Below are 25001 nucleotides of genomic sequence, written 5' to 3'. Positions count from 1 at the left end.
TAAATAGATACTATGCGCAGATTATATCTAATGATGGCGCTGCTCACATTTTCTGGGTACGCAATTGCTCAGACGAGTGGCCTGGATGAAGAGGAGTCAGGTGAAAATGGTGTGTTTGAAATCACCACTGCAAATGTGATGGACTTGACTCACGAGGTGATCGATTCACTCATTGCAATCGATCAGTTTGATAAGCACGCTTACGATGAAGCTGTAGAAGCCATTCATGAGACAACGCCTATTGTGGCAAATGAAGGCGGAAGGTCTACGTGTGACTGCTACACCCCAGTGGATGAGACCTATACCCAGATTACTCAGAGTCAGTTTTCTCCAAGTAGTTTGGACGGATCATTCGGGCCAATTTCAATGCCTTTCACCTACAATCACTACGGTGCTTCTTACAATCAATTTTACGTAAGTACTAAAGGAGTGATTTCATTTGCGCCATTTGCGGATTTTACCCCGGAAGCTTTTCCTGGATCAAGCTATAATCTAGTGGCTGGTTACTGGGCAGACATCGATATCCGCCAGATTGGGGAAGTTTATTACAAGGTGACTGACGATGCGGTTTACGTGAACTTTGTGAATGTCGGCTATTACTTTTTGAACACAGATAAAACCAACACCTTCCAAATGATTATCACCGATGGTGAAAGTCCAGTGCTGGGAGAAGGCAATAACGTAGCCTTTTGTTACGATCAAATGGAATGGGCTCAGGGCGACTGGGGTGGTGGTTCTGGAGGAGCCAACAACCCAGATCCGGCTACAGTGGGTGCCGATAAAAGCTTTGGAAATCAGGGTGTTCAGTTTGGACGTTTCAATTTGCTCAATGATAACTACGATGGCCCTTACGGTGCACAAGATGGAGTTGATTGGTTGGACTTCCGTTCTATAATTTTCTCTTCTAACACTTCTGACAACAATGTGCCGCCAGTTCCAACAACCGGCAGCGCTTGCGATACACTCTTTTTATGTTTGAACGATACTGCCACTTTCGATCTGAGTTTCTTGTCTCCTGAATCCAGTCAGACTACGACTATCACGGTAGATGATACCAATGCCGATGGCTTTCAGATTCTCGAAGTAGATGAAGGTTCCATAGCCACACTCACAGGACTTTTTGTGGGTACAAGTGATAATCAGGGAACCCATGAACTGATTATTACAGCCACGGATGATGGCTCACCCGCTCAGTCTACGAGCATCACCTATATTATTCAGGTATTGGATATTACATTACCGACTCTCACGATTGAAGGGGATCCGCTCTTTTGTGCGGGATCTGCAGCCACTCTTACTGCAACAGAAGGGTTTGATACCTACAGTTGGAATACCGGCTGTACTACAAATGTTTGCGATGTAGACGATGGAGGTGAAGTGCTTCTTACTGCTTCTTTAGCTGGATGTGAGGCATCTGCATCCATCTTTGTAGACGAGACTGCGTTTTTCCTTCCTTTTATAGATATCGTTGGCAACCCCATTTGCTCAGACGATTCCTCAGAGGTTACAGTTCAAAGTGAATATGACAGTTATTTTTGGGAGCCATATCAGAACTTCCCTGGTGAAGTTTATGGTCCTGATGATGAGCAAACGGCAAATCTTGCAGCAGGAACTTACCGAGTGGTAGTGACTGACTCTGCCGGTTGCCAGGGGCAAAGAATCTTTAACATAGAGGGTATTGACAGCTACATTCCAGAAGATGAATGGAGCGGAATCTATTGCGAAGGACTAGAACCTGTTGAGTTTGATGGAGGATACAACAACCCTGGAACCGGTAACCTGAGCTTCTATATGTTCAGTAACTCGGGCTCTGGATGGCAAGGAAGTTACCTGTCTCTGATTATTGATGGAGATACGATTGAAGGAGAGTTTTTCACAACACTCAATCAGTTTACAATAGATACATACCAAATCACTTTTGGTCAATATATTGAGGTCGTTTATAACGATTTTGGTGGACCAACCAATACCGTGACAATATTCAATTGTAGCAACCAGAATCAAATTGAGCTGGATAATCTTGAAGAAGGAGTAGTTTGGGAAGGTTATGCTGGCTGTACTTCTGATCCAGCTGTTGGAACCTGGGAACTTGTCAGTGGCCCTGGAGGTACTTTTGGAACTACCGAAGAGTTTAACACAGACTTCACTCCAGACGACTTTGGTACTTACGAACTTTGCTTCCTCGAAGAGTCGTGCGGAATTGAATACTGCTACGATATCGAATTCAACCTTCCACCAACAGTGAACCTGTCTACCCAAGGCGACACAATTTGTCCAGGAGATGAGGTAGAGTTGATGGCCAATGTAGATGACCCTCTTGATAACTCAACCGTTTTCTGGAATGACAACTTGGGCAGCGATCCTAACCTGACAGTTTCCGAACCTGGAACATATACAATTACTGTGGAAAATGCTTGCGCATCAGTTTCCGATAGTGCTGTAATTAGCATCCTTGACCAGCCTGTTGTGGAGCTTCAGGATTACACCATTTGCCAGGGAGAAACAGTTACACTCGACCCCGTGGCAGGAGACGACTCTGGTCTCACCTATCTTTGGGAAGGCGATGTCGATGACCCAGAAGACCCTGAGATTACAGTCGGTGAAGGCGAATACACTGTGACAGTGTCTACTGGATGTGAAGAGCTCACTGCTACTTCAACTGTAGACTTGCTTGCAGCATTAGAGCCTCAGATTGTTGCTCCACCCACAGGGTGTGAAGGGAATAGCATTACGCTTCAGATGTCCTACAATGGTTCGGGTTCAGTAACCTGGGATGACAGTTCAACAGGAAATACGCTTAGCGTGTCTTCAGATGGAACGTATTGCGGAACAGTAGAAAACGAATGCGAAACAGCAGAAGCTTGCCATGATATTGACTTTATACAAGAGCCGGTGATTACAGCCGTTGATGAAGGGTTTGTAATTTGTCCGGGAATTTCAGAGACGATTTCTGTGCAAGTAGCAGGAGCTGAAGATGCAACGATCGGATGGACTTCAAGTTACTCTGAGGATGAGGTATTGGGAACTGGTCAGAACTTTACGGTCAACTCGGCTAACTTCCCTCAATCATCTTTAGATGCACCAATAATTTTCACGGCAAATGCTGTAAACGCCTGCGGTTCAGATCAGGCTGAAATCATAATTATTCCAGATCCTTGTGATATTACTTATCCGAATATCATTAGCCCTAACAACGACAATATAAATGATGAACTGATCATCCAGGGATCTCAGAATTTTAATGATGTTGTTTTGCGCGTTTTTGATCGATGGGGTAAACTGGTTTACGAAGATGCCGACTACCAAAACGATTGGGGCGCAGACGACCAGGGAGAAGGAACTTACTACTACATCGTAGAGTTGCCAAATGGCGATTCCTACAGCGGATACCTCACCATTGTGAGATAAATCCACCCGTAGCTTTTCTATATATCGATTATTGGGTTGGCCCGGCATTTTTGTCGGGCCTTCCTTTTTTATAAGCACTATCTTTGAAGCCCTATGGTAAAAATCATATCGAGTTTTTTCTGTCAGAATTGTGGAGCCGAATCCGCCAAATGGGTTGGCAAGTGTCCGTCTTGTGGAGAATGGAACACGATGGTAGAAGAAGTGGTGAGCAAAGGTGGAAAGGACGAATACGGACAGGCGGCTAAAAAACCCGGTAAAAACTCTGCCAGATCTCTCAGTGAAATTGAACCTGGAAGTGGCAGACGTTTTCTGCTTAAAGATCAGGAATTCAACCGGGTTTTGGGTGGTGGACTGGTCCCCGGAAGCTTGATCTTAGTTGGAGGCGAACCGGGCATAGGTAAATCTACCTTGATGCTGCAGACAGCTCTGCAAAACGAAGGCTTAAAAACACTTTACGTTTCGGGTGAGGAAAGTGGTGAGCAAATTAGAATGCGTGCAGAGCGGCTGGGAATGAATGATGGTAATTGTCTGATTTACACTGAAACCTCTACTCAGCAGATCCTCCAGACCGTTAAGCAACATCAACCAGATCTGCTCATTATCGATTCGATTCAAACTCTTCACTCCGAATACATCGATTCTTCTCCGGGAAGTATCTCACAAATCAGAGAGTCGGCCTCCGAGATGATGAATTTTGCCAAGAAAACTCAAACTCCGGTTTTTCTCATTGGTCACATCACCAAAGAGGGTTCACTTGCAGGGCCAAAAGTGCTCGAGCACATGGTGGATACCGTCATCCAGTTTGAAGGAGATCGCCACCACATCTATCGTTTATTGCGTTCAGTGAAGAATCGGTTTGGTTCAACCAACGAGTTGGGCATTTACGAGATGCAGGGAAGTGGACTCCGCGAAGTCGACAACCCATCAGAAATTCTTATCGGACAAGGTGGAGAAACGCTCAGTGGAACTGCTGTGGCTTCAACGCTAGAGGGGCTTCGTCCTTTACTCATTGAAGTTCAGGCACTCGTGAGCACCGCAGCCTATGGTACCCCTCAGAGATCGGCTACTGGTTTTGATCTCCGCAGGCTCAACATGCTGTTGGCAGTTCTTGAGAAGCGTTGCGGATTTAGGCTTGGTGCAAAAGACGTTTTCTTGAATCTTGCGGGAGGAGTAAAAATGGACGATCCGGCAATCGATCTTGCTGTGATTGCTGCAATTCTTTCTTCGGGAGAAGATCTACCCGTTGCAAGAACTACAGCTTTCGCGGGTGAGGTGGGGCTTTCCGGTGAAATCCGTCCTGTCACAAGAGTCGATCAGCGCATCTCAGAAGCCGACAAGCTCGGTTTCGACAGAATGTTCATCTCGAGCTACAACAAGGGAATAGATCCGAAAAAATATAAGTTGGAATTGGTGATGGTGACGAAAGTTGAGGAAGTGTTTAATAGGATTTTCGGCTAGCTCTTTCCGGCCAAAACAATTACAAACTCCCCTTTCACACCCTTCTCTTCGAAATGGGCGAAAACCTCTGATATCGTCCCTCTGACAGTTTCTTCGAACTTTTTTGAGATCTCGCGCGACACAGAGATTTCCCTCTCTGGAGTACAGCGTTCTTCCAGTTGTTTTAAGGTCTTCAATAGTCGGTGAGGCGACTCGTAGAGCACAATGGTTCTTTCCTCTTCAACCAACAAGTCGAGCTTGGTTTGGCGACCTTTTTTGTGAGGTAAAAACCCTTCAAATACGAAACGATCGCACGGCAGACCGGAATTTACCAGGGCCGGAACGAAGGCTGTGGCTCCGGTGAGCGTTTCGATTTCAATTCCTTCTCTGATGCATTCGCGGGCAAGCAAAAAGCCCGGGTCAGAAATTCCGGGAGTGCCCGCGTCACTTACCAAAGCCAGTGTAGCTCCTGTTCTCAGTCGATTAACGACACCGTCAAGCGCCTTGTGTTCGTTGTTTTGATGAAAGCTAAAAACTTGTTGATTGATGTCGTAGTGCTGGAGCAGCTTCTTTGTTACTCGAGTGTCTTCAGCCAGTATTCCGTCAACCTCTTTTAAAATTCTCAACGCTCGGAGAGTGATGTCTTCAAGATTGCCAATTGGCGTGGGAACTAGATAGAGCTTGCTCATAAGTAGCGTCTTTGAACGAGCTCGCGCAGGTCGAGCACGCTGGGGTGATCCTCTTCCCAGTCGTTTTTAGCTGCAAGGTCTTTCTCAAAATATTTGATTGCCGATTCCATGTTGTCTGCACTGTTGAGTTTCTCGATGCTGTCAGCGTATTCATCGGCATCACCTTCAAAAAGCTCGTTGATAAATTGAAATTTTTGATTCAATCCAATCGCTTTTTTAAGGTCTGCAAGCGGAGTCATTTTCAGACGATCAGCAAGCGTCTCGGGCTGTTCTGTTGATCTGGTCGCTGGAGACGAAAGCTTTTCTTCAATCTGCTCCTCCATAGGTGCAGGCTCGCTTTCGCTCTCAGGCTCAATCTTCACCTCGGGCAATTCTTGCTCTTCCTCAGCAACTTCTTCCTCAACCTCCTCGGGTGCTTCTTCTGACGGCTCTTCATCTTTAGCAACCTCTTCTTCAACTTCTTCGGGTTGCTCTTCCTCAGCTACAGTCTCTTCTTCAGATTCAACGGTTTCTTGGACATCTTTTTCAGACTCTTCTTCAACAGTTTCTTCCTGTACTTCATTAGTTTCAGTCGAGGCCGTTGACTCGTCTTTAGATTCATCAGCAAAATCATCTTCTTCGCCAGCTGTGAGCTCCTCGATCACATCGATAAGCGAAGTTTGATTTTTGGAAATCGGAGGGCGGTTCATGTTAATCCTGAACGGCATTTCGCGCGGCTCTTTTGCCATTGAGCCTTCAGTCTTATTTTTTACAATGCGTTCGTAAGCCAGGTGACGGATCACGATAATTCGCTCGTAGAGCTCGCGCGACTTTTCCGCCATAGAGTCGAGGTCTCCGGCAGCAAGCTCGCCCGTTTCAAGTGCTTTCACTTGTTTGGCCAATTCCGCAGTGAGCGATTTTATGTCCTTGTATTTTTCTTTATCCTCCATTCGGTTGAAAACCAAATTAACTAATAATCTTTTGAACCTAAACGAAGAGGTTCTTATTGTGTTTTTTGCACTGAGAATCTAACTCAGTCCGTGTTCCTCTTTCGCCTTTTTAGACAGGCTTTTGGCAACTAGTGCATAACTCAGGTCAATCAGCTCGATGATCAGATTTTCGGGTACTGTGCCATCTACGTACACCGAGTTCCAGTGCTCCTTGTTCATGTGGTAGCCTGGGCGAATTCCTTCGAATTCAGCTCTCAGCTCCAGCGCTTTTTCTGGATCGCACTTAAGGTTGATGTAATCGAAAGGCTCGAGTCCAGCAAGTGCAAACATTTTTCCACCAACTTTAAAAACAAGCGTATCCGGACCGAAGGGTAGTCCTTCAGTGACGCCTTTTTTAGATAGGCAGTAGTCGCGCAAAGCCTCAATGTGCATGATGCCAAAATTGTTTTTGCGAAACTAAAATTAAAAATTCGAAGAAATGCCGCTACCGGCTTATTGATTGAACTTAAAGCCCAGTACGATTTCATGCGTGCCCGAGCTGTAGTTCTGGAGGTTGCTGGTAGTGAAATCGTAAGAATAGCCTATCGATAAAGCGTTCTGATACTCGTATCCGGCCATGACGATAATTGCGTCATTGTTTCGGTAAGAGCCTCCCAGCCAAATCATGTCCTGATAAAAAACTCTTGCCGAAGCATCAATTTTTAAGGGAACCGGCTGAGTGTACTTCAGCATTACCGAAGGCTCTACCGTGAAGGTTTCGTTGATTTCATAACGATAACCTGCTGTGAGGTAGTAGTGATCTTCCAGTCTGCTGATAGAATTTTCAGAATCGTACAAATCGAGCTGGTTTTGCAAAAGCTGAGGAAAAGTTAAACCCACATAAAAATCCTCGTGGTAGAGGTAAGCACCGAACTTAGCATCGAACAGTAAGTCGGCTCGCTTTTCACCGTAAAGTGCCGGATCGTCATTGTTGGTCAAGGTTATCTGAGATCCGTCAATGGCAAATTGCTGAAGTCCACCTGAAGCTGCCAGGCTGAGCTTCAGAGATTCGTTGAGTGTGAGAATATAGGAGTAGCTCAATTGGAAACCACTTCTTCGGGTTGGTCCGGCATTGTCGGTGTAGATGTAGCCTCCGAGACCCATCTTTTCGTTTTTCATTGGCGCTGCCAGGGAAAGGGTGAAGGTGCGAGGTGCATCAGTAATACCCGACCATTGCTGGCGGCTCATGAATTTCACGTCAAAATATTGCTGAGTTCCGGCCACGGCTGGGTTAATGACGTAGTCGTTCTCCATGTACTGGCTGATTTGTGGAAGCTGCTGAGCACTCACTTTTTCAACCAGTGCCGAAAACAAGAGCAAAATGCTTAGGGTGTATATGATTCGGTGCATGGTGTTATCTTAAAATGGTGACCGGGCCGGTAATTTCTTCCTGAAATTCTGGCTCGTTGATGTCAATTACATAGTAGTACGTTCCTACCGGCACTACGTTACCTTCGTACTTTCCGTCCCACGGTTCATAGACTCCGGCAGATCGGTGGAGCAAATCTCCCCATCGGTTGTAAACCTCAATTACCGTGTTTGGATACTGCTCGATGTTGCCGATCAACCACAATTCGTTGATACCATCTCCATTGGGAGAGAAACCAGAAGGGATGTCGATTTCAGGAACGATCTCGATTACCACAGTGTCCAGAGCTACACAGCCATCGGGACTTGTCACTGTGAGGTAGAAAGTTGTGTTTTCTTCAATGCTTGTAGAAGGATTAAGCGCAGTGCTGTCTGGCAAAATATCTCCCGGAGACCAGGAAACAGTGTTTTCAGATCCCGTTGTCGGGTCACCTCCAATAGTGAAAATTTCATCGATAAAAACGAAGTCGTCTTCACCGGCATTGGCATCTGGCAATTCGAAAATTTCTACCGAAACGGTGTCTGTTGCCGAGCAATTTCCTGCAGTAGCCGTGTAAATAAACTCGTAAACGCCAGCTTCAGGATTTATTTCTAATGTTTCGTCTGTGCTCAGGGTATCGCCTTCGAGGGTTGTCCAGTTTTGCTGATCGACAGTAGATCCTTCACTAGAACCGAGAATCAGATAAGGTCCGTCTCCAAAGCATTCCGCAATATCTCCTGAAGTGCTCACATCTATCGAGTCAGCCACTGAAAGAGTGATGTTATTGATAATCACTTCACATCCAACAGAATCTGTAATTGAAACAGAGTAGGTGCCAAAGCTCAGGCTGTCGATGTCTTCTGTGTCGGCTGTGAAGCCATCAGGTCCCGACCAGTTGAAGTTGTAAGAAGGGAGTCCACCGCTGATATCGATATCGATGAAGCCGTCCATCGTTTCAGGACAAGACTCATTTTGCAGATCGTTAATGCTGAGATCAATTTCTGGATATTCGTTAATTTCTGCAGTTGCAGTAGCACTACATCCATTGTCGTCTGTCACAGAAACTGAATAAGTTCCAGGCTCCAGATCTTCGAGTTCTGCCTGATCTGAAGTAAATCCATCGGGGCCAGTCCATGAAATGTCGTAGGGTTCGGTTCCACCAGTTATTTCTAGAGTGATCGATCCATCGGCTGCTCCATTGCACGTTACGTCCATGGCGTTGAGAGTAAGTTGCAATGAGTCAGGATCTGCCAGCGGAATTGTGTTTATCACGCTGCATCCAAGTGAGTCGGTAATGGTGAGTTCATAATCACCATTCTCCAGCCCACTAATATCTTCCATTGGCGAAGCAAATCCATTTGGACCTGTCCATGAAAAGTCGAGAGATCCGGTACCACCGCTAACGGTGATATCAATAGCTCCGTCATCGGTTCCTGGACAACTTGGGTTGGTCATGTTTGCTGAGATATCGAATGGTGCGTTTTCTTCAACGGTAAACGTAGTGTCGAGGCCGCAGAGGTTTACATCGCTAATATTCAGATCGTACTCTCCTGCCACAAGCTGATTGATGTCTTCCTGATCTGAAGTGAATCCATCCGGCCCAGTCCATGTAAGTGTGTAAGGAGTGGTTCCACCCATCACATCGATATCAATCATTCCGGTGGTGTCTCCGGCACATTCGATATTGGTTACTGTCGCCATCACAGAAACTGATGGTACAGACGTGAGACAAGTGTCGGCAGTGTTTACACAGCCATTGTCATCAGTAACTGTCACTGTGTAACAACCTTCTTCAAGGTCGCTAATATCCTGATCTGTTGAGTTAAAACCATTTGGACCCGTCCAGTCGAAAGAATATGGAGATACTCCGCCAGTTACTACAGCACTGATGGTTCCGTTATCGAGACCGGCACACGTGATGTCTGAAGTTGTCAATTCAATTGAAATGGAATCAGGTTCGGTTATAGAAACTATTTCATTGAGCTCGCAGCCAAGATCGTCAGTCACCTGAACAGTGTAATCTCCTGCGAAAAGATCATTAATGTCTTCGTCAGAGCTTGAAAATCCGTCAGGACCTGACCAGCTGATGGTAACTGGGTCTGTAGCGTCCGTCACTGTCATGTCGATTGCTCCCGTATTTGCTCCATTGCAAAGCACATCGGTGATATCAAATGAAAGAGTTCCAGCATCATCGGAAAGAGGAACTGTCGCTGTTGCAGAGCAACCGAGGTCGTCAAACACTTCGAGGTAGTAGATTCCTGCGGTGATTCCACTCAGGGTCTGATTCTGACTGATGAGCGTATTTCCAGCTTCCACATCGTACCAGAAGTAGCTGTAGGAAGTTCCTTCTTGACCACCGGTAGGATTAGCTGTGAGCGATCCGTTGCTTTGCTGACAATCGGGCAATACCTGATCGACCGTAACTGTGAGATCATCCGCTTCGTGGATAGTCACTGTGGTGTCCAGGGTACATCCATTGTCGTCAGTTATTGTGAGGATGTAGTCACCTGGAACAAGGTCGAAAATATCTTCGTCAAAAGAAGTGAAGCCACCTGAAGTGCTTGTCCAGTTGAAGTTGTAAGGCGGAGTAGCTCCACTTGTGGTCACGTTGATTTGACCATCGGCAGCGCCAAAGCAAATCGTGTCCGTAAGAGCGATGTCTATCGTGTAAGGGTCAGCCTCTGAAAGAGTAAAGAGCGTATCTGCTGTACAACCATTGGTATCGGTAATTTCCAAATTGTAGGTACCTGCCAAAAGTGTATCGATGTTTTGATCTGTTGAAGCAAAACCGTTTGGTCCGGTCCAGCTGAAGTCAAAGTCCGGAGTTCCACCATTCACTATGATTTCTATTGCTCCAGAAGAATCACCGTTACATGCGATGTAAGTCAGGGTGGCATCAACTGAAATTAATCCGGGTTGTGTCACTTCAAAATCCATCTGAGAAAGACAGCCTGCATCGTCCGTAACAGAAACTGAGTATGTGCCTGCTTCCAGGTCGGAAATATCTTCGTCTGTCGAGGCGAAACCATCGGGACCACTCCAGCTTACATCAAAGGGAGGCGTTCCAGAGCTGATCGTAAGGTCGATGGTTCCATTATTGTCTCCAAAGCAAAGCGGTTCTGTAATAGCGGCATCAAGTGTAGCGCTGGCAGTATTTTCTACGGTTACCAACTGAGTTGCCTGACATCCATTGGAGTCAGTTACAAAAACAGTGTAGTCTCCAGAACTCAGACCTGTTGCCAGACTGTCTGTTGAAATTTCGTTTCCTAGGTTATCTTCCCATGAAAAGTTATAAGGTGCCGTTCCTCCACCGATCGAATCAACGACAGCTGTACCGTTGTCGATGTCGCAATTGGAAGGTGTCGTTGAAGTAGTAATCGAAACTCCAATGCCTTCCACAATTTCAACAGAGGCCATAGCTTCACAAAGGTTGCTATCGGTAACAGTCACCTCATAGAGTCCAGGCTCAAGGTTAAAGATGTCTTCATCTGCCGAGATGAATCCGTTTGGACCAGTCCACGCAGTGCTGTAAGGAGCAGTGCCGCCAGCGATTGAAAGGTCAATGCTTCCATCATTTTCACCAAAACAAGAAACATTAGTTGGGTCCAGCGTTAACTCCAGAAGTGGAGTGTCAACAATCGTGAAAGAAGTGTCCAGTTGGCAATTTCCCTGATCTGTGATCTGCAAATCGTAAACACCTGGTGCCAGGTCAAAAATGTCTTCGGTACCTGCTACAAACCCGTCCGGTCCGGTCCAGTTGAAATTGAGAGGTGGAGTGCCTCCAGCAGTTTCCAATTCAATTGAGGCGTTTTCTTCTCCATTACAAAGAGGAGGAGTGATAACAGCATTTGTAATCGAAATTACATCAGGTTGATTCAAAGTTATTGTTGTATCAAACGTGCAGGCATTGTCATCTTCAATGTTCAGGTCGTAGCTTCCGGCTGCGAGATTGAAAATATCTTCATCGTTGGAAGTGAATCCGTCAGGACCGTTCCAGGTGATCGTGTAAGGAGTGGTGCCTCCAGACACTTCAATTTCAATTGTTCCGTTGTCAATGCCGCTACAATCGAGGTCAACTGGTGTGCTATTTACAGAAATTGTGTCTGGCCCAGTGATTTCGTAAATTTCTTCTACCTGACAACCATTGTCGTCTGTTACAGTGACTGTGTAAGATCCTTGCTCCAAATCCGTGAGATCCTCGCTAGCAGAATTGAATCCGTTAGGCCCTACCCATTCTGTGGTGTAAGGAGCAATTCCTCCTGAAATTTCAAGATCGATCGACCCCAGGTCGTCTCCACAAAGCTGAGTGCTGAGAGTGGCGTCCAAAACAATTTCTGCAGGTTCGTCTACGGTAACAGTAGTTGTTTCCACGCAGCCCGCATCGTCAGTTACCGTTACAGTGTAATCACCAGCAAGAATATTCGATAGATCTTCGTCTGTTGAAGTGAAGCCATCGGGACCTGACCAGCTCACGTTGTAAGGTGGAATGCCACCAACAATTTCAAGATCGATTGTTCCCAAGGTATCGCCAAAGCAAGCGATGTCTGTTGGAGTTGCGTTGAGTGTGAGCAACGGTGGGTCAGTCAGCGTGATTTCCGAAACAGTGAGTCCTGAATCAATCAGCTCGATGTCGGTTTGAACACAACCATCATCATCGGTGACTTCTACTGAGTAAGTACCGGCCGGAAGCCCGGTCAGGTCTTCAGAAGTATCTGTAGTATTCCACACAATGCTATAAGGAGTTGATCCTCCGGAAATGGTCAAATCAATTTGTCCGTTCGAATCTCCGTTACAAACCGGGTCTGAGAAAGTAGCCTCAATTAGTATCGGAACAGTGCTGTCGATGGTGTAAGTAGCAGTATCACTACATCCAGCCTGATCGCCTACGATAACGGTGTAATCGCCTGCTTCCAGTCCGGAGATATCTTCGTTTAGGCTGTTAAAACCATTTGGTCCAGACCAGCTAAAGTCGTAAGGTGAAACTCCCCCAGTAACGGTGAGGTCGATTGTTCCCACGTCTTCACCCGCACAAACAATTGGTGAGAAAGTCGCATTAATGTCGATTGGCGGAAACTCCTCGATTGTGAAGATTTCACTGTAAGTACAGTTGTTGTCGTCTGTCACAAGCAAAGTGTAGTCGCCTGCCTCAAGCCCGCTGATGTCTTCGGTAGTAGCACTAAATCCATCTGGTCCAGTCCATGAAAAATCGTATCCGGGATTTCCTCCGGAAGTGGTGATGTCAATAAATCCATCGCTGAATCCATTACAGGTTACATCATTTACGATTGCGGAGACTGTGATTGCGGCAGGCTCATTTAGAATTACCTGATCGGTTTTGATACAGCCGTTGTCGTCCGTTACCTGGATCGTGTATGTTCCGGGTTCCAGACTTGAGATATCCTGGTTTCCGCTAGAGAAACTATTGGGTCCGGTCCAGTTGATGGTGTAAGGCGGAGTTCCTCCAGCAATTATGGACGAGATTGCTCCGTCATCGCTACCGTTACAGGTTATTTCCGAAACGGTGAGGTCGATAGTGATGTCAGCAACCGGGTCTATAGTGAAAGTGTTTGTGACAACACAACTATTATCATCGGTAACAGTCACATCGTAATCTCCGGGAGCAAGACCAGAAATATCTTCGGTATTTGCAAAAAAGCCAGCAGGTCCAACCCATTGCACATCGTAAGGGGGAGTTCCTCCAGAGAGGTTGAGGTCGATGGCTCCGTCATCGTCACCAAAGCAAGTGATAGGAGTGATCGATTCTGAAAATTGCAATTCGTTAGGCTCAGTTACTTCTACAGTCGCATTCACTGTACAGCCATTACCATCAGTCACTGTCGCATTGTAAAAGCCAGCCTCAAGGTTTGCAATATCTTCTGTGTTTGCGGTGAATCCGTCAGGACCGGTCCAACTAATTGAGTAAGGAAGACTACCGCCAGCGATGGTCAGGTCGATGGATCCTGTAGCTGCTCCAAAGCAGTCTACTGGAGTTTCGACTCCTGAAGCAGTCAGTTCGTTAGGCTGATTGATCGTTGCAGAAAAAGTTTCCTGACAACCGTTATCGTCTGTTACCGTCAAATTGTAGGTACCGGCTTCAAGTCCTGTAATGTTTTCGTTTGCTGAATTGAATCCGTTTGGCCCGGTCCATTGAGTTGTGTAGGGAGGAACTCCTCCACCCACGGTTGCAAAAATGCCTCCGTCATTAGACTCAAAACAAGTAAGGTCGACCAAAGAATCTATGGTTAATGTAATCTCCGGTCCTTCACCAACTTCAAAAAGAGTGTCTACCACACATCCATCTACGTCTTCTACTGTGAGTGTGTAATTTCCAGCGCTAAGTCCGCTTACAGAGTTCCCAGAGTCGCTTGTAGACCAGTTGATTGTAAAAGGAGCACCGCCTCCTCCTGAAGGAGATGAAGTGGCAGATCCATCAGATCCTCCAAAGCAAAGAGCGTCCGTAACACTAAGTCCAAAATCGATTCCGTCTAAAGGTGTGTTGAAGGTTGTGTCGAAAACGCAGCCATTGAGGTCAAAAATTTGGAGGTTGTTTTCTCCTTCGCAAAGAGTCGTAATGTTTTGAGTAGGGTCGGTGTTGTTCCACAAAAATGTGTAGCCAGGAGTTCCTCCAAAAGGAGATGGAGAAGCCTGTCCATTACAAGTGTCAGCACAAGTTGGTGGCACGAGGTTCATCCCAAATATGTTCACCTCACTGGGCTCTGTCAATTGGAGGTCAACTCCACAGCTCACTCCCTGACCTTGATCAACGACAAGAACCGTATAAGTACCGGCACCGAGACCATTGTACTGTTGTGTTGCCGGCCCGTTGATCCACATGTAGGTGAATGGTCCAACTCCTCCGCTAATCACCTGGGCAAAAGCCTGACCGTCTTCCGCATCATTACAGCTTACGTCCTGACCGTTGTAGTCAGAAATCACAGTAGCCTCCACCGTAAATGGCGTTTGGCTCGGTCCTGTTCCACAATCTGTTTCTGGCATTGAGGAAGGGCTGATCAAATCGATATTTCCCGGTGAGCTTCTTAGACTTGAATTTCTGTTTACAAAGACACTTCCACCATTTTGAAGTACCTCAAGATTTTCTGGTGCTGTAAGCTTTTGGTCGACATAAACCAAAGCTCCAAAAAGGTTGATTGTTCCGGCAGTTTCGCAAAAACTAAGTGTTCCAGTCTGAACTTGCTGAGCGTTGAAATCGAAAGAACCACAGACTTCAATTCCGGCATCGAAAGCTTGTCTTAAAGAACTGTTGAGGGTAGCTTCTCTGCCAGAGACAATGAGGTCTGCCTTAAATGATGGATGATTTCCAAAATCGATTTGTTGGTTGCTTCCAGCTAAATTGATCGACCCACAGTCGAAATGAGCTATTCCTTTTTGCGAGATATCTCCAAAAACAGATAATTCAGCAGTTGCCGAACCCTGAAAAAAGACTTCGGTTCCGGGTGTAATTTCCAGATTTCCGCAAGAAATATTTCCTGAAAGTTGGATGTAAATCGGCTGATCAGAGTCGAAGATCACTTTCGTGTCTTGGTCTGGTAACGCAGAAAAATTGCTTCTGGAATCAGCTTCGGATTGCCAGTTTGAGGAGCTGTTCCAATCTCCTGATTCACCGATCCATTGGAGCGTCTGAGCCTGAGAGGAAACAAAAGCGGCCACAAACAACGTGGCGATTACGAGGTGTTTTAGATAGTTCTTCAAGACGATAATCCTTATTAAGTATTACCCACAACTCTCAAAGGATACGGTTTAGGGTGGAGTTGGGTTTCTGTTTTCCAATTAATATTTAATCATAGGCCGAACAAGGTATTCCACGAGGCTGACCATCAGGACACGCCTGAATCCCGATAACTAACTCGTGAGTATTTTGACCGCCAAATCTCATTTTTGACAAAGTGTAGTCGTAACTATATCCGACTGAAAAGTATTTCAACACGTTGAATCGAACTATTCCGGAGATGCCATTCTCACTTCTTACACCAACTCCGGCAGTAACAACATCCTTATACTCAAAGAGTAGGTTGAGGTCAGCAGCCAGTCTGGACCCACTAACATACTTCACCAAGGCCTGTGGTTTAAATTCAAAGCCTTTGTTGAGGTCGATGTTGACACCACCCGATAGCAAAAAGTGCGGAACGATATAAGTCTCTAATCCGATATCTGGAACTTCAGTATTGAGAATATTTTTCATGGAAAGTCCGATAAAATGATCTTTACTGTAAAGCCAAAATCCGATATCGGCCATGGGGAAAACAAGGCTGGATTGGCTAGCAAGCAGCGCAGGATCATTGAGTGCTCCAACTTCTGGTAGAACTGCGCCACCCAAATCGAGGCGGTACTGCAGGATTCCCAGGGTGGCTCCCATGGCGAGCATGTATTTTCTGTTTAATCTGAGATGGTAAGCATAAGCTCCATGAGCTGAAGTGAACGAAATCGGACCTGTTTTATCCGTTTCTACCATTCCGCCAACTCCATGGAAGTTTCCGGTTCTTGATTTTCCAATTTTTCCGTGAGCATTCAAAAATGCAGATGTCGGAGAGCCTTCAACGCCAATCCACTGTCTTCTGTAGCCGATTTTTAAATCGAGACACTCCTCACTTCCGGCAACGGCTGGGTTAAGACCGAAGTAGTTCATGTCGAAGTTGGTGTACTGGGGCATTTGTTGAGCAAAACCGGATACAGCTACCAAAATGAATATGATTATGCTAGCTAACTTTCTCATTTTACAATGGTTATTGATCCGGTGATAGGTTCGGCATTAACGTTGAGTGAGTTAATTTCGATCACGTAGTAGTAGGTAGCACTGGGCAATTCTTTTCCTCTGTTCGTTCCGTCCCAGGGTTGGGCGTAGCCAATGGATTTGAAAACAACCTGTCCCCATCTGTCGAATACAGTCACTGTGGCTCCCTGAAAGCGTTCGATTCCCTGAATCAGCCAAAGGTCATTAATCAGGTCACCATTCGGAGTAAACATATTTGCCGGTTCCACCGGAGGAAGCAATGTGATAAAAAGCTGATCAGTCACAGTGCAGCCACCAACTTCTGCTGTTACGGTGTATTCAACGCTTTGCTCTGGGGTAATAGTGGGATTGGGTGAGTCGGGATCGTCTATGTAGCTAAGCGGATCCCAGGTGTAGTCATTTGCTCCGCTGAGTTCTTCTACTGTGTAGGAAAGTCCGAGCCCGACCTGGGAATCGCAGCAAACGTTGATGTCAACGGCTTCACCGGAAATGGAGGCATCGAAACCACAACCGGGCACATTCGCTCCAATGACAACATGATAAGTCGTAAGCGGAAAAAGATTGGTTAGATCGATCTCCATTGTAACGGAATCCGACTGGCAGGAAGCTACAGTGTTTGCCATCGACAAATCACAAGGAGCGCCAGGATCCGGCTCAACAACAAATGCAAAAATAGTGTCTGCTGGAACTGTGGCTGTTCCACAATCTATGTTTTCAATAAGAATGGTGGCATCTGTTGCATCACCGTTGTTGTTGGTTGTGAAAGAGTAGATATAGCTGAATTCCAGCGCTTCTCCGCCACAATTTACTACGGTGCTGGCGGGCATCGTAGCCGAGTAAACCCCATCTTCCGCACAGAGTGTTTCATCTGCGCAATTTTGAGCACGACCGAAGCCGGCAACGAGCAAGAAGCTCAATATGATCAGGTGGTGTTTAGTCATAATTATTCGTCTGCTAAAATTAATTATTAAAGCCGCTTGCAGAAGTCAGCAATTAAATGATTTCCACACGAAAGTGTGCATATCCAAACGATGAGTAAGACGATCTATTGGATGAAAGTGTTGGATCACTCCTCGAAAAACAAAAGCCCAATGAAGGGCTGCTCCATCAGGCTTTGCAATCAGTTCGTTACGATTTTATTTTTCAATAGCTTCGAATAGTTTTCTGAAACTCACTCTATCGGCAATGATTCCGTGGACTTTGCTGATTTCTACGCGCTCCTGATTCATGGAGTCGCGTTCGCGAATGGTCACGGTGTTGTCTTCCAAAGTTTGGTGATCAACAGTGATACAGAATGGAGTTCCAATAGCATCCTGTCTTCGGTATCTGCGGCCGATGGCATCTTTCTCTTCGTAGTAGCAGTTGAAATCATATTTTAAGTCGTTCATAATTTCGCGTGCTTTTTCGGGAAGTCCGTCTTTTTTCACCAATGGCAAAACAGCGGCCTTTACTGGAGCAAGTGCCGGTGGGATAGTCATAACAGTTCGTTCGCTGCCGTCTTCCAGTTTTTCCTCTTTGTAGGAGCTCGAAAGCACAGCCAGGAACATTCGGTCGAGGCCAATGGAAGTCTCCACCACGTAAGGAACATAGCTTTCGTTCGATTCATTATCGAAGAAGCGAAGTTTCTTTCCGGAGAATTCTTCATGGCGTTTCAGGTCGAAGTCGGTTCTGGAGTGAATTCCTTCAAGTTCTTTGAAGCCCATCGGGAAACGGTATTCGATATCGCTGGCAGCATCAGCGTAGTGGGCCAGCTTCACGTGATCGTGGAAACGGTAATTCTCATCACCAAGGCCGAGCGCACCGTGCCATTTTTGACGGTGTTCTTTCCAGTACTCGTACCATTCCATTTGCGATCCTGGCTTCACGAAAAACTGCATTTCCATCTGCTCAAACTCACGCATTCGGAATATGAATTGACGTGCGATAATCTCGTTTCTGAAAGCCTTACCAATCTGCGCAATTCCAAAAGGAAGTTTCATCCGTCCGGTTTTTTGCACGTTGAGGTAGTTCACAAATATCCCTTGTGCTGTTTCCGGACGGAGGTAAATTGCTCCGGAATCACCACTCACGGCTCCGAGTTCGGTTTTAAACATCAGATTAAACTGACGCACATCGGTCCAGTTTTTAGAACCTGTATCAGGATCTGCAATCTCCAGCTCTTCGATCAGCTCTTTCACTGCCGCTAGATTTTCATTGGTCATGGCCGTTTTAAAGCGTGTTTCAATATCGGTAATCTGCTCCTGTCTGCGGATTACATTCTGGCTGGTAGCGCGGTACTGCTCTTCATCGAAGGCATCACCAAAACGTTTGCGCGCCTTGGCTACATCTTTTTCGTTTTTCCCTTCAATTTTTGCGATGTGGTCTTCAATCAGGACATCAGCCCGGTAACGTTTTTTTGAATCTTTGTTATCGATCAACGGGTCGTTAAAAGCATCAAGGTGGCCGGAGGCTTCCCAGGTTTTCGGATGCATAAAAATAGAGGCATCGAGCCCCACAATTTCTTCGTGCATTTTCACCATAGCATCCCACCAGTATTGTTTGATGTTGTTTTTCAACTCCACACCAAGCTGACCGTAGTCATATGCGGCACTGAGTCCGTCATAGATTTCGCTGGATGGAAACACAAAGCCGTACTCTTTGGCGTGGCTGATGATCTGCTTTAAATTGTCTTCCTGATTTACCATAGCCGGCAAAGATAATTGGATGGAATGAATTGGGGAAGTTGGTTTACGTGAATTGTCGAGGCTACGATCAAGTTTTAAATTGTACTAACAAAACTATTCTCCTTTCAGGTATTTAAGTCCATAATCTGGGAGAACGTCATTGATTAAGACCTTTATACTATCCTTGGGAATTGTTCCTTTCTGTATTAAAACGTATTGGAGGCCATAACAACAAATACAGGAACAAGCGATTCCTTGGGTTTGGTATTGAAGGTTGATTTGAGTCGAACTAGACTTTACGTCTCCAATGAAGGAAAGGCAGCATTCTTCCACTATGCGAGTTTGCACAAAGATTGTATCACGCGAATAATGAATGTGTTCAACGGAATTTGAGCCTAGACTATCATTATAAGCTTTTGATGCTTCCTTGTCCAGCAATAAGGCGTTACCACAAGGTGTGAGATTTATTTCTATTAGCTCATAGTTGTCATCAGAATGATTTGGGTTCACTATATCGGGAGGTCTCTTATTCAGATTTTGAGCAAAAGGAGAAATCCATGCTACTGTCAGTATAATTATTACTAATTGCTTCAAAAGTTATTTCAGTTTGATTTTCGGCCAATTTATTTGAACCATCTTGCCATCTCTTTCTCCAGCTCCCTGTTGGAAGTGACTTTACCATCCTGAGACTCGGTATTCCCTCTCTCAATTTTGTCTATTAAAATGAGCTTTTCAATAAACTCTTCTAAAGTAAAGTTGTCCGGGAAGTCTTTTAATGCTGATTGTATTCGCTCCTTTGTTAGCATTGCTTTTTATTTCTTTACTCAAAGATCGATAAATCCAGTTTCTATTCCAATTCGGTGATTTTTATTCTTAAAATCGAATGGAATGAAATGGGGAAAGCGAAAGGGAACTATTCTAAATATCAAGGATAATCTTTTCGAGTTTGTCAGGGTCATTTCTATTGTCCCAAAACGCAGTTATCAAAATTCTCTGTTCCTCAACTCTAAAGAAAATACTGAAGTGTCCCATAGAACTAACTCTTGTGTTCGGGAAGTCTGCTTCTTTAAAGGAAAACGGCATTTTTGAAATAGCAGCGACTCTATCTTTGATCTGTGCTATAAGTTTTTTTGGGTAGGCAGTTGATTTGTTTCGTTTGGCCCAATATTTCAGTACTTCACGTCTCTGGTATTTGGCAGTTGTCGTCCAAGCTACAGTTCTTCGAGCCATTTTAAATCTTCTTTGTCAATTTCCTCTTGACTGATTAGGTTTCCTTTGGCAATATCTTCTTCGCTCAAGAGAAGCATTCTCTTCTGGGCTGGAGTTAACTCTACTTTTTTGTCAGTTTCTGTTTTTGAACTAATGAGAAGATCTAGAGCTTTGAGAAACTCGGGATTGCTTACCGCCAGTAGTTTGTCAATAATTCGATTTCTAATTTTATCTGCTGAAGCCATTTTTAATCATTTTCTCAAAGATCGGTATTTCTGACTATAGATCAAATCGGAGATCGTTGGCCAATAAGATTTCCCCACCCCACTTCCATTTTCAAGGACAAATATTATCTTGCAGCCTATGAGCGAACAACCGAAAGTAGGCGTTTTAGGAGGGGGGAGTTGGGCTACAGCCATTGTTAAAATGCTCACCAACAACCTCGACAAAGTGAATTGGTGGATGCGCAACCAGGATGCTATCGACCACATTAAAGAATATGGGCACAACCCGCACTACATTCAGTCGATTGAATTTAAACGCGATAAAATTCACATCACCTCTGACATGCAGGATGTGATCGATCGATCTGATATAATAGTATTGGTAATTCCCTCGGCTTTTGTTGACCGCACTTTTCAGGAAGAAAAACCGAAAGGACTGGAAGATAAAATCATCTTTTCAGCAATTAAAGGGATGATCAACGAGTACGACTCCATTCCAGCGCGCTATCTTCACAAGGAATTCAGAACGCCTTACGAAAAAATTGGCCTGATCTGCGGACCTTGTCACGCTGAGGAGGTGGCCAAAGAGCAGTTGTCTTACCTCACCATTGCCTGCCCCGAAGTTGACATTGCCGAGCAGATGGCCGGAATGCTTCGCTGCCGCTACATCAAAACTCAAACTTCCGAAGATGTTTTTGGAACAGAGATTTCTGCCATTCTCAAGAACGTATACGCTGTAGGAGCCGGAATCTGTCACGGAATTGGCTATGGAGACAACTTCCAGGCAGTACTGATCTCAGCAGCTATCAATGAAATCAAACGATTTGTGGACGCTGTTCATGAAGTTCACCGCGATGTTAAAACCAGCGCCTACCTGGGAGACTTGCTGGTGACTGCTTATTCGCCCTACTCGCGAAACCGAACTTTCGGAACCATGGTTGGAAAAGGCTATTCCGTAAAGTGGGCGACCATTGAAATGAACATGGTAGCTGAGGGTTACTATGCTTCAAAAGGCATTCACGAGATGAACAAAAAGTTTGAAGTGGACATGCCGATTGCCGATGCGGTTTACAACGTGCTTTACGAGAAGATTTCACCTGTTGTTGAAATGCGGATTTTAGCGGATAAGTTGAATTAGATCGATACTTTCATCAGCGAATTATCTAGCCATTTCTATATCTTTAGGCTCAGACCTTCATTTCTATAACTGGACTGATGAAAATATTCCGACTTCTGCTTTTCACGTATCTATTTGCTACTTGCTCCCTCGGGTTTGGTCAACTCTCTGAATTTGAGGAGAAAATCTACCCCGATCAACTCCAGGAAGATCCTGACTTTAAAGAGGCGCGCGAGTTAGGTGCGCTTTCTTCTTCCGAAGCCATTCCAGCGTTTGAACAGCTGCTGAAAAAATATTCGCTAAAAGATCAGCCAAAAGCACACCTCGCCATCCAGTATTTAAAGGGTGCTTCTATTCACCCCTACGGTCAACAACAGGCTTTGGAAGTTTATCTCTTGGCTCTGGAACACTCCGAAGAATTCCCCGAACTCCACAGCAGGTTACTCACCAGGAAGGCTTGGGCAATGGGGCAGTTAGCTCACCCGAAGGCTGTGGAAGCAGGTGAGGAAGCCTATTCATTTACAACTGAAAACCAGTTTCCGGCAGCCGAACAGCTCAATGCCATCACCCATTATTTTGCAGCACTTCACCGTTCTGGACAATTGCAGAAGTGCCATGAAATTCTCAGTGATTACAAAAGACTGGTGAAGGAGTGTGAAGCTGCTGACGTAAAGCACACTGCTCTCTCACAGCTCGGTCGGTTTTACTTTGAAATGGGAATTCACGATCAGGCTGCACGGTATGTCGAAGAAGATCTAAAAATGTGTAGGGAAGCTTTTGGCGACACCAGCCTAATGACCACCAATGCATACATCACAGTCGGCATCGTGGCGAGCCAGATAGGAGATCACGAAAAAGAAATCCAATACTACGAGAAAGCTGCAGAAATGCTCGATTTTTTGATCAGCGAAAAGCAGTACCACCATTATTCGGTTTACATCAACCTGGGGCACGCTTACTCCAACATTGGAAATTACAGTTTAGCCTACGACTACTATTTGAAAAGCAAGTCCATTTTGGATAGGCTAACACCAGAGAAGGATCCGGAGAGATCAGATGTTTACTCTTCGTTGACAATCTACCACGCCAGGAATGGAAATGCCGATAGCGTGATGTTTTATTCAGAGAAAGTGAAGGAAATTTTCTCAGGGGTAGATCACGCTTTGAAGCTTCAGGCTTTCTACAAAATTGGCGATGCAATGTACATGATCGATCGGCAGGAGCGAGCTCTTGAAATTCACAATGAGCTCATTGCAATGATTGACGAAAAATTTGATGGAAAACATCTTTACAAAAGCAAGGCACTGCTTTTTATGGCTGAAGATGAATCAGATACCAAAGCAAAGCTGGAACTTTTGAATGAAGCTTTGGCAGCTCTCCACCCGGAATTTGATTATTCTGCTGACATGGACGTTCCGCCCAATGCGGCATTTTTGGACAACTCTGTTGCCAAAGACTTACTGCTGGCCAAATCGAAAGTACTGGCTGAAGAAGCGAGTTCGCAAGAGGATCTCGAATACGTGTTAAAACACGTGAACCTGGGGATGGAAGTGCTGGACGCCATTTATGAAGAGCAGCTTACGGCTGCCGCAATTCGCACGAGCAAATCTGCCAGAGAATTTTATGCACTCGGGCTGCAAACGCTGGAAAAACTGTATAAGGAATCCGGAAATCGGCAGCATCTCGCATCGGCCTACAGCATGGTGCAAAAGAGTAAAGGTCACCTGCTCGGTCAGTTTTTAGTTGAAAAAGAAATGCTGGCAAGTGCCGATGATACTTTAAGAACCGAAATCGATCAGCTTCAGGAAGAGCAATATCTCATCAGGCAGCAGTTGTCGATGGCTTCTGACGAGAGTCAACTTCAGGCCCGACTGGCAGAAATCGATCAGCAACTCACCGAGCTGAAAGATCAATTGCGTTCTACCAATCCCGAGTATTATGAATTCATCCATCAACCGGGATCACTTAGTCTTGAGGAAGCTCAAAAGTATTTCCGATCAAGAAAATCTACCGGAGTCGAATATTTTGTTGAAAGTGAGAGGATTTTTGCAATCGTAATTTCGGGCAATGACGCTGTATTGGTAAGTTGGTCCGTTGACGGGCAGACAGCCGAGAGGGCCCAAAAGCTTCTTTCTGAGATGCAGCAGATGACAGCAGAAGAATATCAGGAAGATTCCCACTTGCTCTACTCCGCAGTTTTTGAACCGCTTGAAAGTGAAATAAATGGAAAGTCGGTTGTGGTGGTGCCCGATAGCTGGATTGCTCACATCCCACTGGAAATTTTGGTTAGGGATAAGCTGGAAGAAAATCCGCACTTTAACCAGTTGAGCTACCTGATCAAAGATTACAACTTTTCATACCTCTATTCATCGGACATGCTAGCTCCGACTCTGTCAAAGAAAAGTGAGCGAAAGAACCGACAGCTCTACCTGGGAGTGGCTCCCGGGTTTGCCGGAGATGAAAATCAAATTGCCCAGGTTTATCGTGGAAATTCATCACAGCCGGCCCTACTCGGTGCTCAAAAAGAAGTGGAAAGTGCTGCAGAAATTTTCAGTCAAAAGGTGAGAAGGTCAGATAAGGACCTCGAAGGTCTGATTAAAAATGAGGGAAACAACTATGACATCCTTCACCTGGCAACTCATGCAGACATAGATGAAAAGTCTCCGTTGAACTCAAAAATTTACCTGGGAGATGGAACTACAGAAAGTCGTGACGATGGAATTCTTCATCAGTACGAACTCTTTAGTATGAACCTCGACAATGAGCTCACCGTTTTGAGTGCTTGCAAAACCGGCTCGGGACCCTGGATAGAAGGCGAAGGGGTGAACAGCCTGGCGCGTGGATTTATCTACTCGGGTAGCAATAGCATTGTACTTTCGTACTGGGATGTGCACGACCAAACGTCATCGCGATTGATGAAAAGCTTTTTCCAGAACCTGAATAATGGTAAAGGCCGCAGCGAATCTTTGCGGAATGCAAAGTTGAAATATTTGCAAGAGGCCGATGCTGTTCAGGCGAATCCCTACTATTGGGCGGGTTTTGTGCTGTTCGGTGAAACCATGCCACTGCAATCTGTGGATTCCACAGATGACTTTTGGCTCTACATGATTCCAATTTTAATTCTGGTAATTTTTGCTGTGGGTTTTCGAATCGCGAGAAAAAAGTATCGCGAGCGTAAAGAGGAATAGC

General features: G+C 45.4%; 16 protein-coding genes. 4 read left to right on the top strand and 12 right to left on the bottom strand.

Going from position 1 to position 25001, the window contains the following annotated elements; translation table 11 throughout:
* Positions 1 to 12: 12 nt before the first annotated feature.
* Positions 13 to 3408 (top strand): T9SS type B sorting domain-containing protein, encoded by a 3396-nt coding sequence (locus ABHV44_RS01165; RefSeq protein WP_459072802.1) that lies wholly within the window; start codon positions 13 to 15, stop codon positions 3406 to 3408.
* Between the two features lie 93 nt (positions 3409 to 3501).
* Positions 3502 to 4866, top strand: coding sequence for a DNA repair protein RadA (gene radA, locus ABHV44_RS01160; RefSeq protein WP_459072801.1), 1365 nt, complete (start codon positions 3502 to 3504; stop codon positions 4864 to 4866).
* Here the strand turns inward: radA and rsmI are convergent.
* The 12 genes from rsmI to ABHV44_RS01100 form a co-directional block, all read right to left on the bottom strand.
* Entirely contained in the window at positions 4863 to 5534 is a 672-nt protein-coding gene (gene rsmI / locus ABHV44_RS01155; RefSeq protein ID WP_459072800.1) for a 16S rRNA (cytidine(1402)-2'-O)-methyltransferase, read from the bottom strand. The genes radA and rsmI overlap by 4 nt on opposite strands.
* Positions 5531 to 6463 carry a hypothetical protein gene (locus ABHV44_RS01150; protein ID WP_459072799.1) on the bottom strand — a complete coding sequence of 311 codons (933 nt, stop codon included), beginning with the start codon at positions 6461 to 6463 and terminating at the stop codon, positions 5531 to 5533. Before ABHV44_RS01150 ends, rsmI begins: the two co-directional genes overlap by 4 nt.
* 78 nt (positions 6464 to 6541) lie before the next feature.
* A complete protein-coding gene (locus ABHV44_RS01145; protein WP_459072798.1) occupies positions 6542 to 6895 on the bottom strand; it encodes an MmcQ/YjbR family DNA-binding protein in 354 nt (117 codons plus the stop codon).
* Between the two features lie 60 nt (positions 6896 to 6955).
* Positions 6956 to 7852, bottom strand: coding sequence for a PorP/SprF family type IX secretion system membrane protein (locus ABHV44_RS01140; RefSeq protein ID WP_459072797.1), 897 nt, complete (start codon positions 7850 to 7852; stop codon positions 6956 to 6958).
* A 4-nt stretch (positions 7853 to 7856) separates the two neighbouring features.
* Positions 7857 to 15560 carry a T9SS type B sorting domain-containing protein gene (locus ABHV44_RS01135; protein ID WP_459072796.1) on the bottom strand — a complete coding sequence of 2568 codons (7704 nt, stop codon included), beginning with the start codon at positions 15558 to 15560 and terminating at the stop codon, positions 7857 to 7859.
* An 85-nt stretch (positions 15561 to 15645) separates the two neighbouring features.
* Positions 15646 to 16581 carry a PorP/SprF family type IX secretion system membrane protein gene (locus ABHV44_RS01130; RefSeq protein WP_459072795.1) on the bottom strand — a complete coding sequence of 312 codons (936 nt, stop codon included), beginning with the start codon at positions 16579 to 16581 and terminating at the stop codon, positions 15646 to 15648.
* On the bottom strand, positions 16578 to 17540 hold the full coding sequence (locus tag ABHV44_RS01125; protein WP_459072794.1) for a gliding motility-associated C-terminal domain-containing protein: 963 nt from the start codon (positions 17538 to 17540) through the stop codon (positions 16578 to 16580). Before ABHV44_RS01125 ends, ABHV44_RS01130 begins: the two co-directional genes overlap by 4 nt.
* A 195-nt stretch (positions 17541 to 17735) precedes the next feature.
* Positions 17736 to 19283, bottom strand: coding sequence for a glycine--tRNA ligase (locus ABHV44_RS01120; protein ID WP_459072793.1), 1548 nt, complete (start codon positions 19281 to 19283; stop codon positions 17736 to 17738).
* 93 nt (positions 19284 to 19376) lie between these two features.
* On the bottom strand, positions 19377 to 19856 hold the full coding sequence (locus ABHV44_RS01115) for a hypothetical protein (RefSeq protein WP_459072792.1): 480 nt from the start codon (positions 19854 to 19856) through the stop codon (positions 19377 to 19379).
* Positions 19857 to 19885: 29 nt separating this feature from the next.
* On the bottom strand, positions 19886 to 20068 hold the full coding sequence (locus ABHV44_RS01110) for a hypothetical protein (protein ID WP_459072791.1): 183 nt from the start codon (positions 20066 to 20068) through the stop codon (positions 19886 to 19888).
* Between the two features lie 112 nt (positions 20069 to 20180).
* The gene (locus tag ABHV44_RS01105) at positions 20181 to 20492 is read right to left on the bottom strand and encodes a type II toxin-antitoxin system RelE/ParE family toxin (RefSeq protein ID WP_459072790.1); all 312 of its coding nucleotides are present in this window, start codon (positions 20490 to 20492) and stop codon (positions 20181 to 20183) included.
* Entirely contained in the window at positions 20474 to 20716 is a 243-nt protein-coding gene (locus tag ABHV44_RS01100) for a hypothetical protein (protein WP_459072789.1), read from the bottom strand. The genes ABHV44_RS01105 and ABHV44_RS01100 overlap by 19 nt, the downstream gene beginning before the upstream one ends.
* Before the next feature lie 118 nt (positions 20717 to 20834).
* Between ABHV44_RS01100 and ABHV44_RS01095 the strand changes: the two genes are divergently transcribed.
* Both ABHV44_RS01095 and ABHV44_RS01090 read left to right on the top strand, forming a co-directional pair.
* On the top strand, positions 20835 to 21833 hold the full coding sequence (locus tag ABHV44_RS01095; RefSeq protein WP_459072788.1) for an NAD(P)H-dependent glycerol-3-phosphate dehydrogenase: 999 nt from the start codon (positions 20835 to 20837) through the stop codon (positions 21831 to 21833).
* Positions 21834 to 21910: 77 nt separating this feature from the next.
* Positions 21911 to 25000, top strand: a complete 3090-nt coding sequence (locus ABHV44_RS01090; protein ID WP_459072787.1) for a CHAT domain-containing tetratricopeptide repeat protein — start codon at positions 21911 to 21913, stop codon at positions 24998 to 25000.
* Position 25001 lies beyond the last annotated feature (1 nt).

The sequence above is a fragment of the Halocola ammonii genome, assembly GCF_049334165.1.
Classification (GTDB): domain Bacteria; phylum Bacteroidota; class Bacteroidia; order Flavobacteriales_D; family Sanyastnellaceae; genus JBEGHD01.
This window is presented reverse-complemented; position numbering and strand designations above follow the sequence as displayed.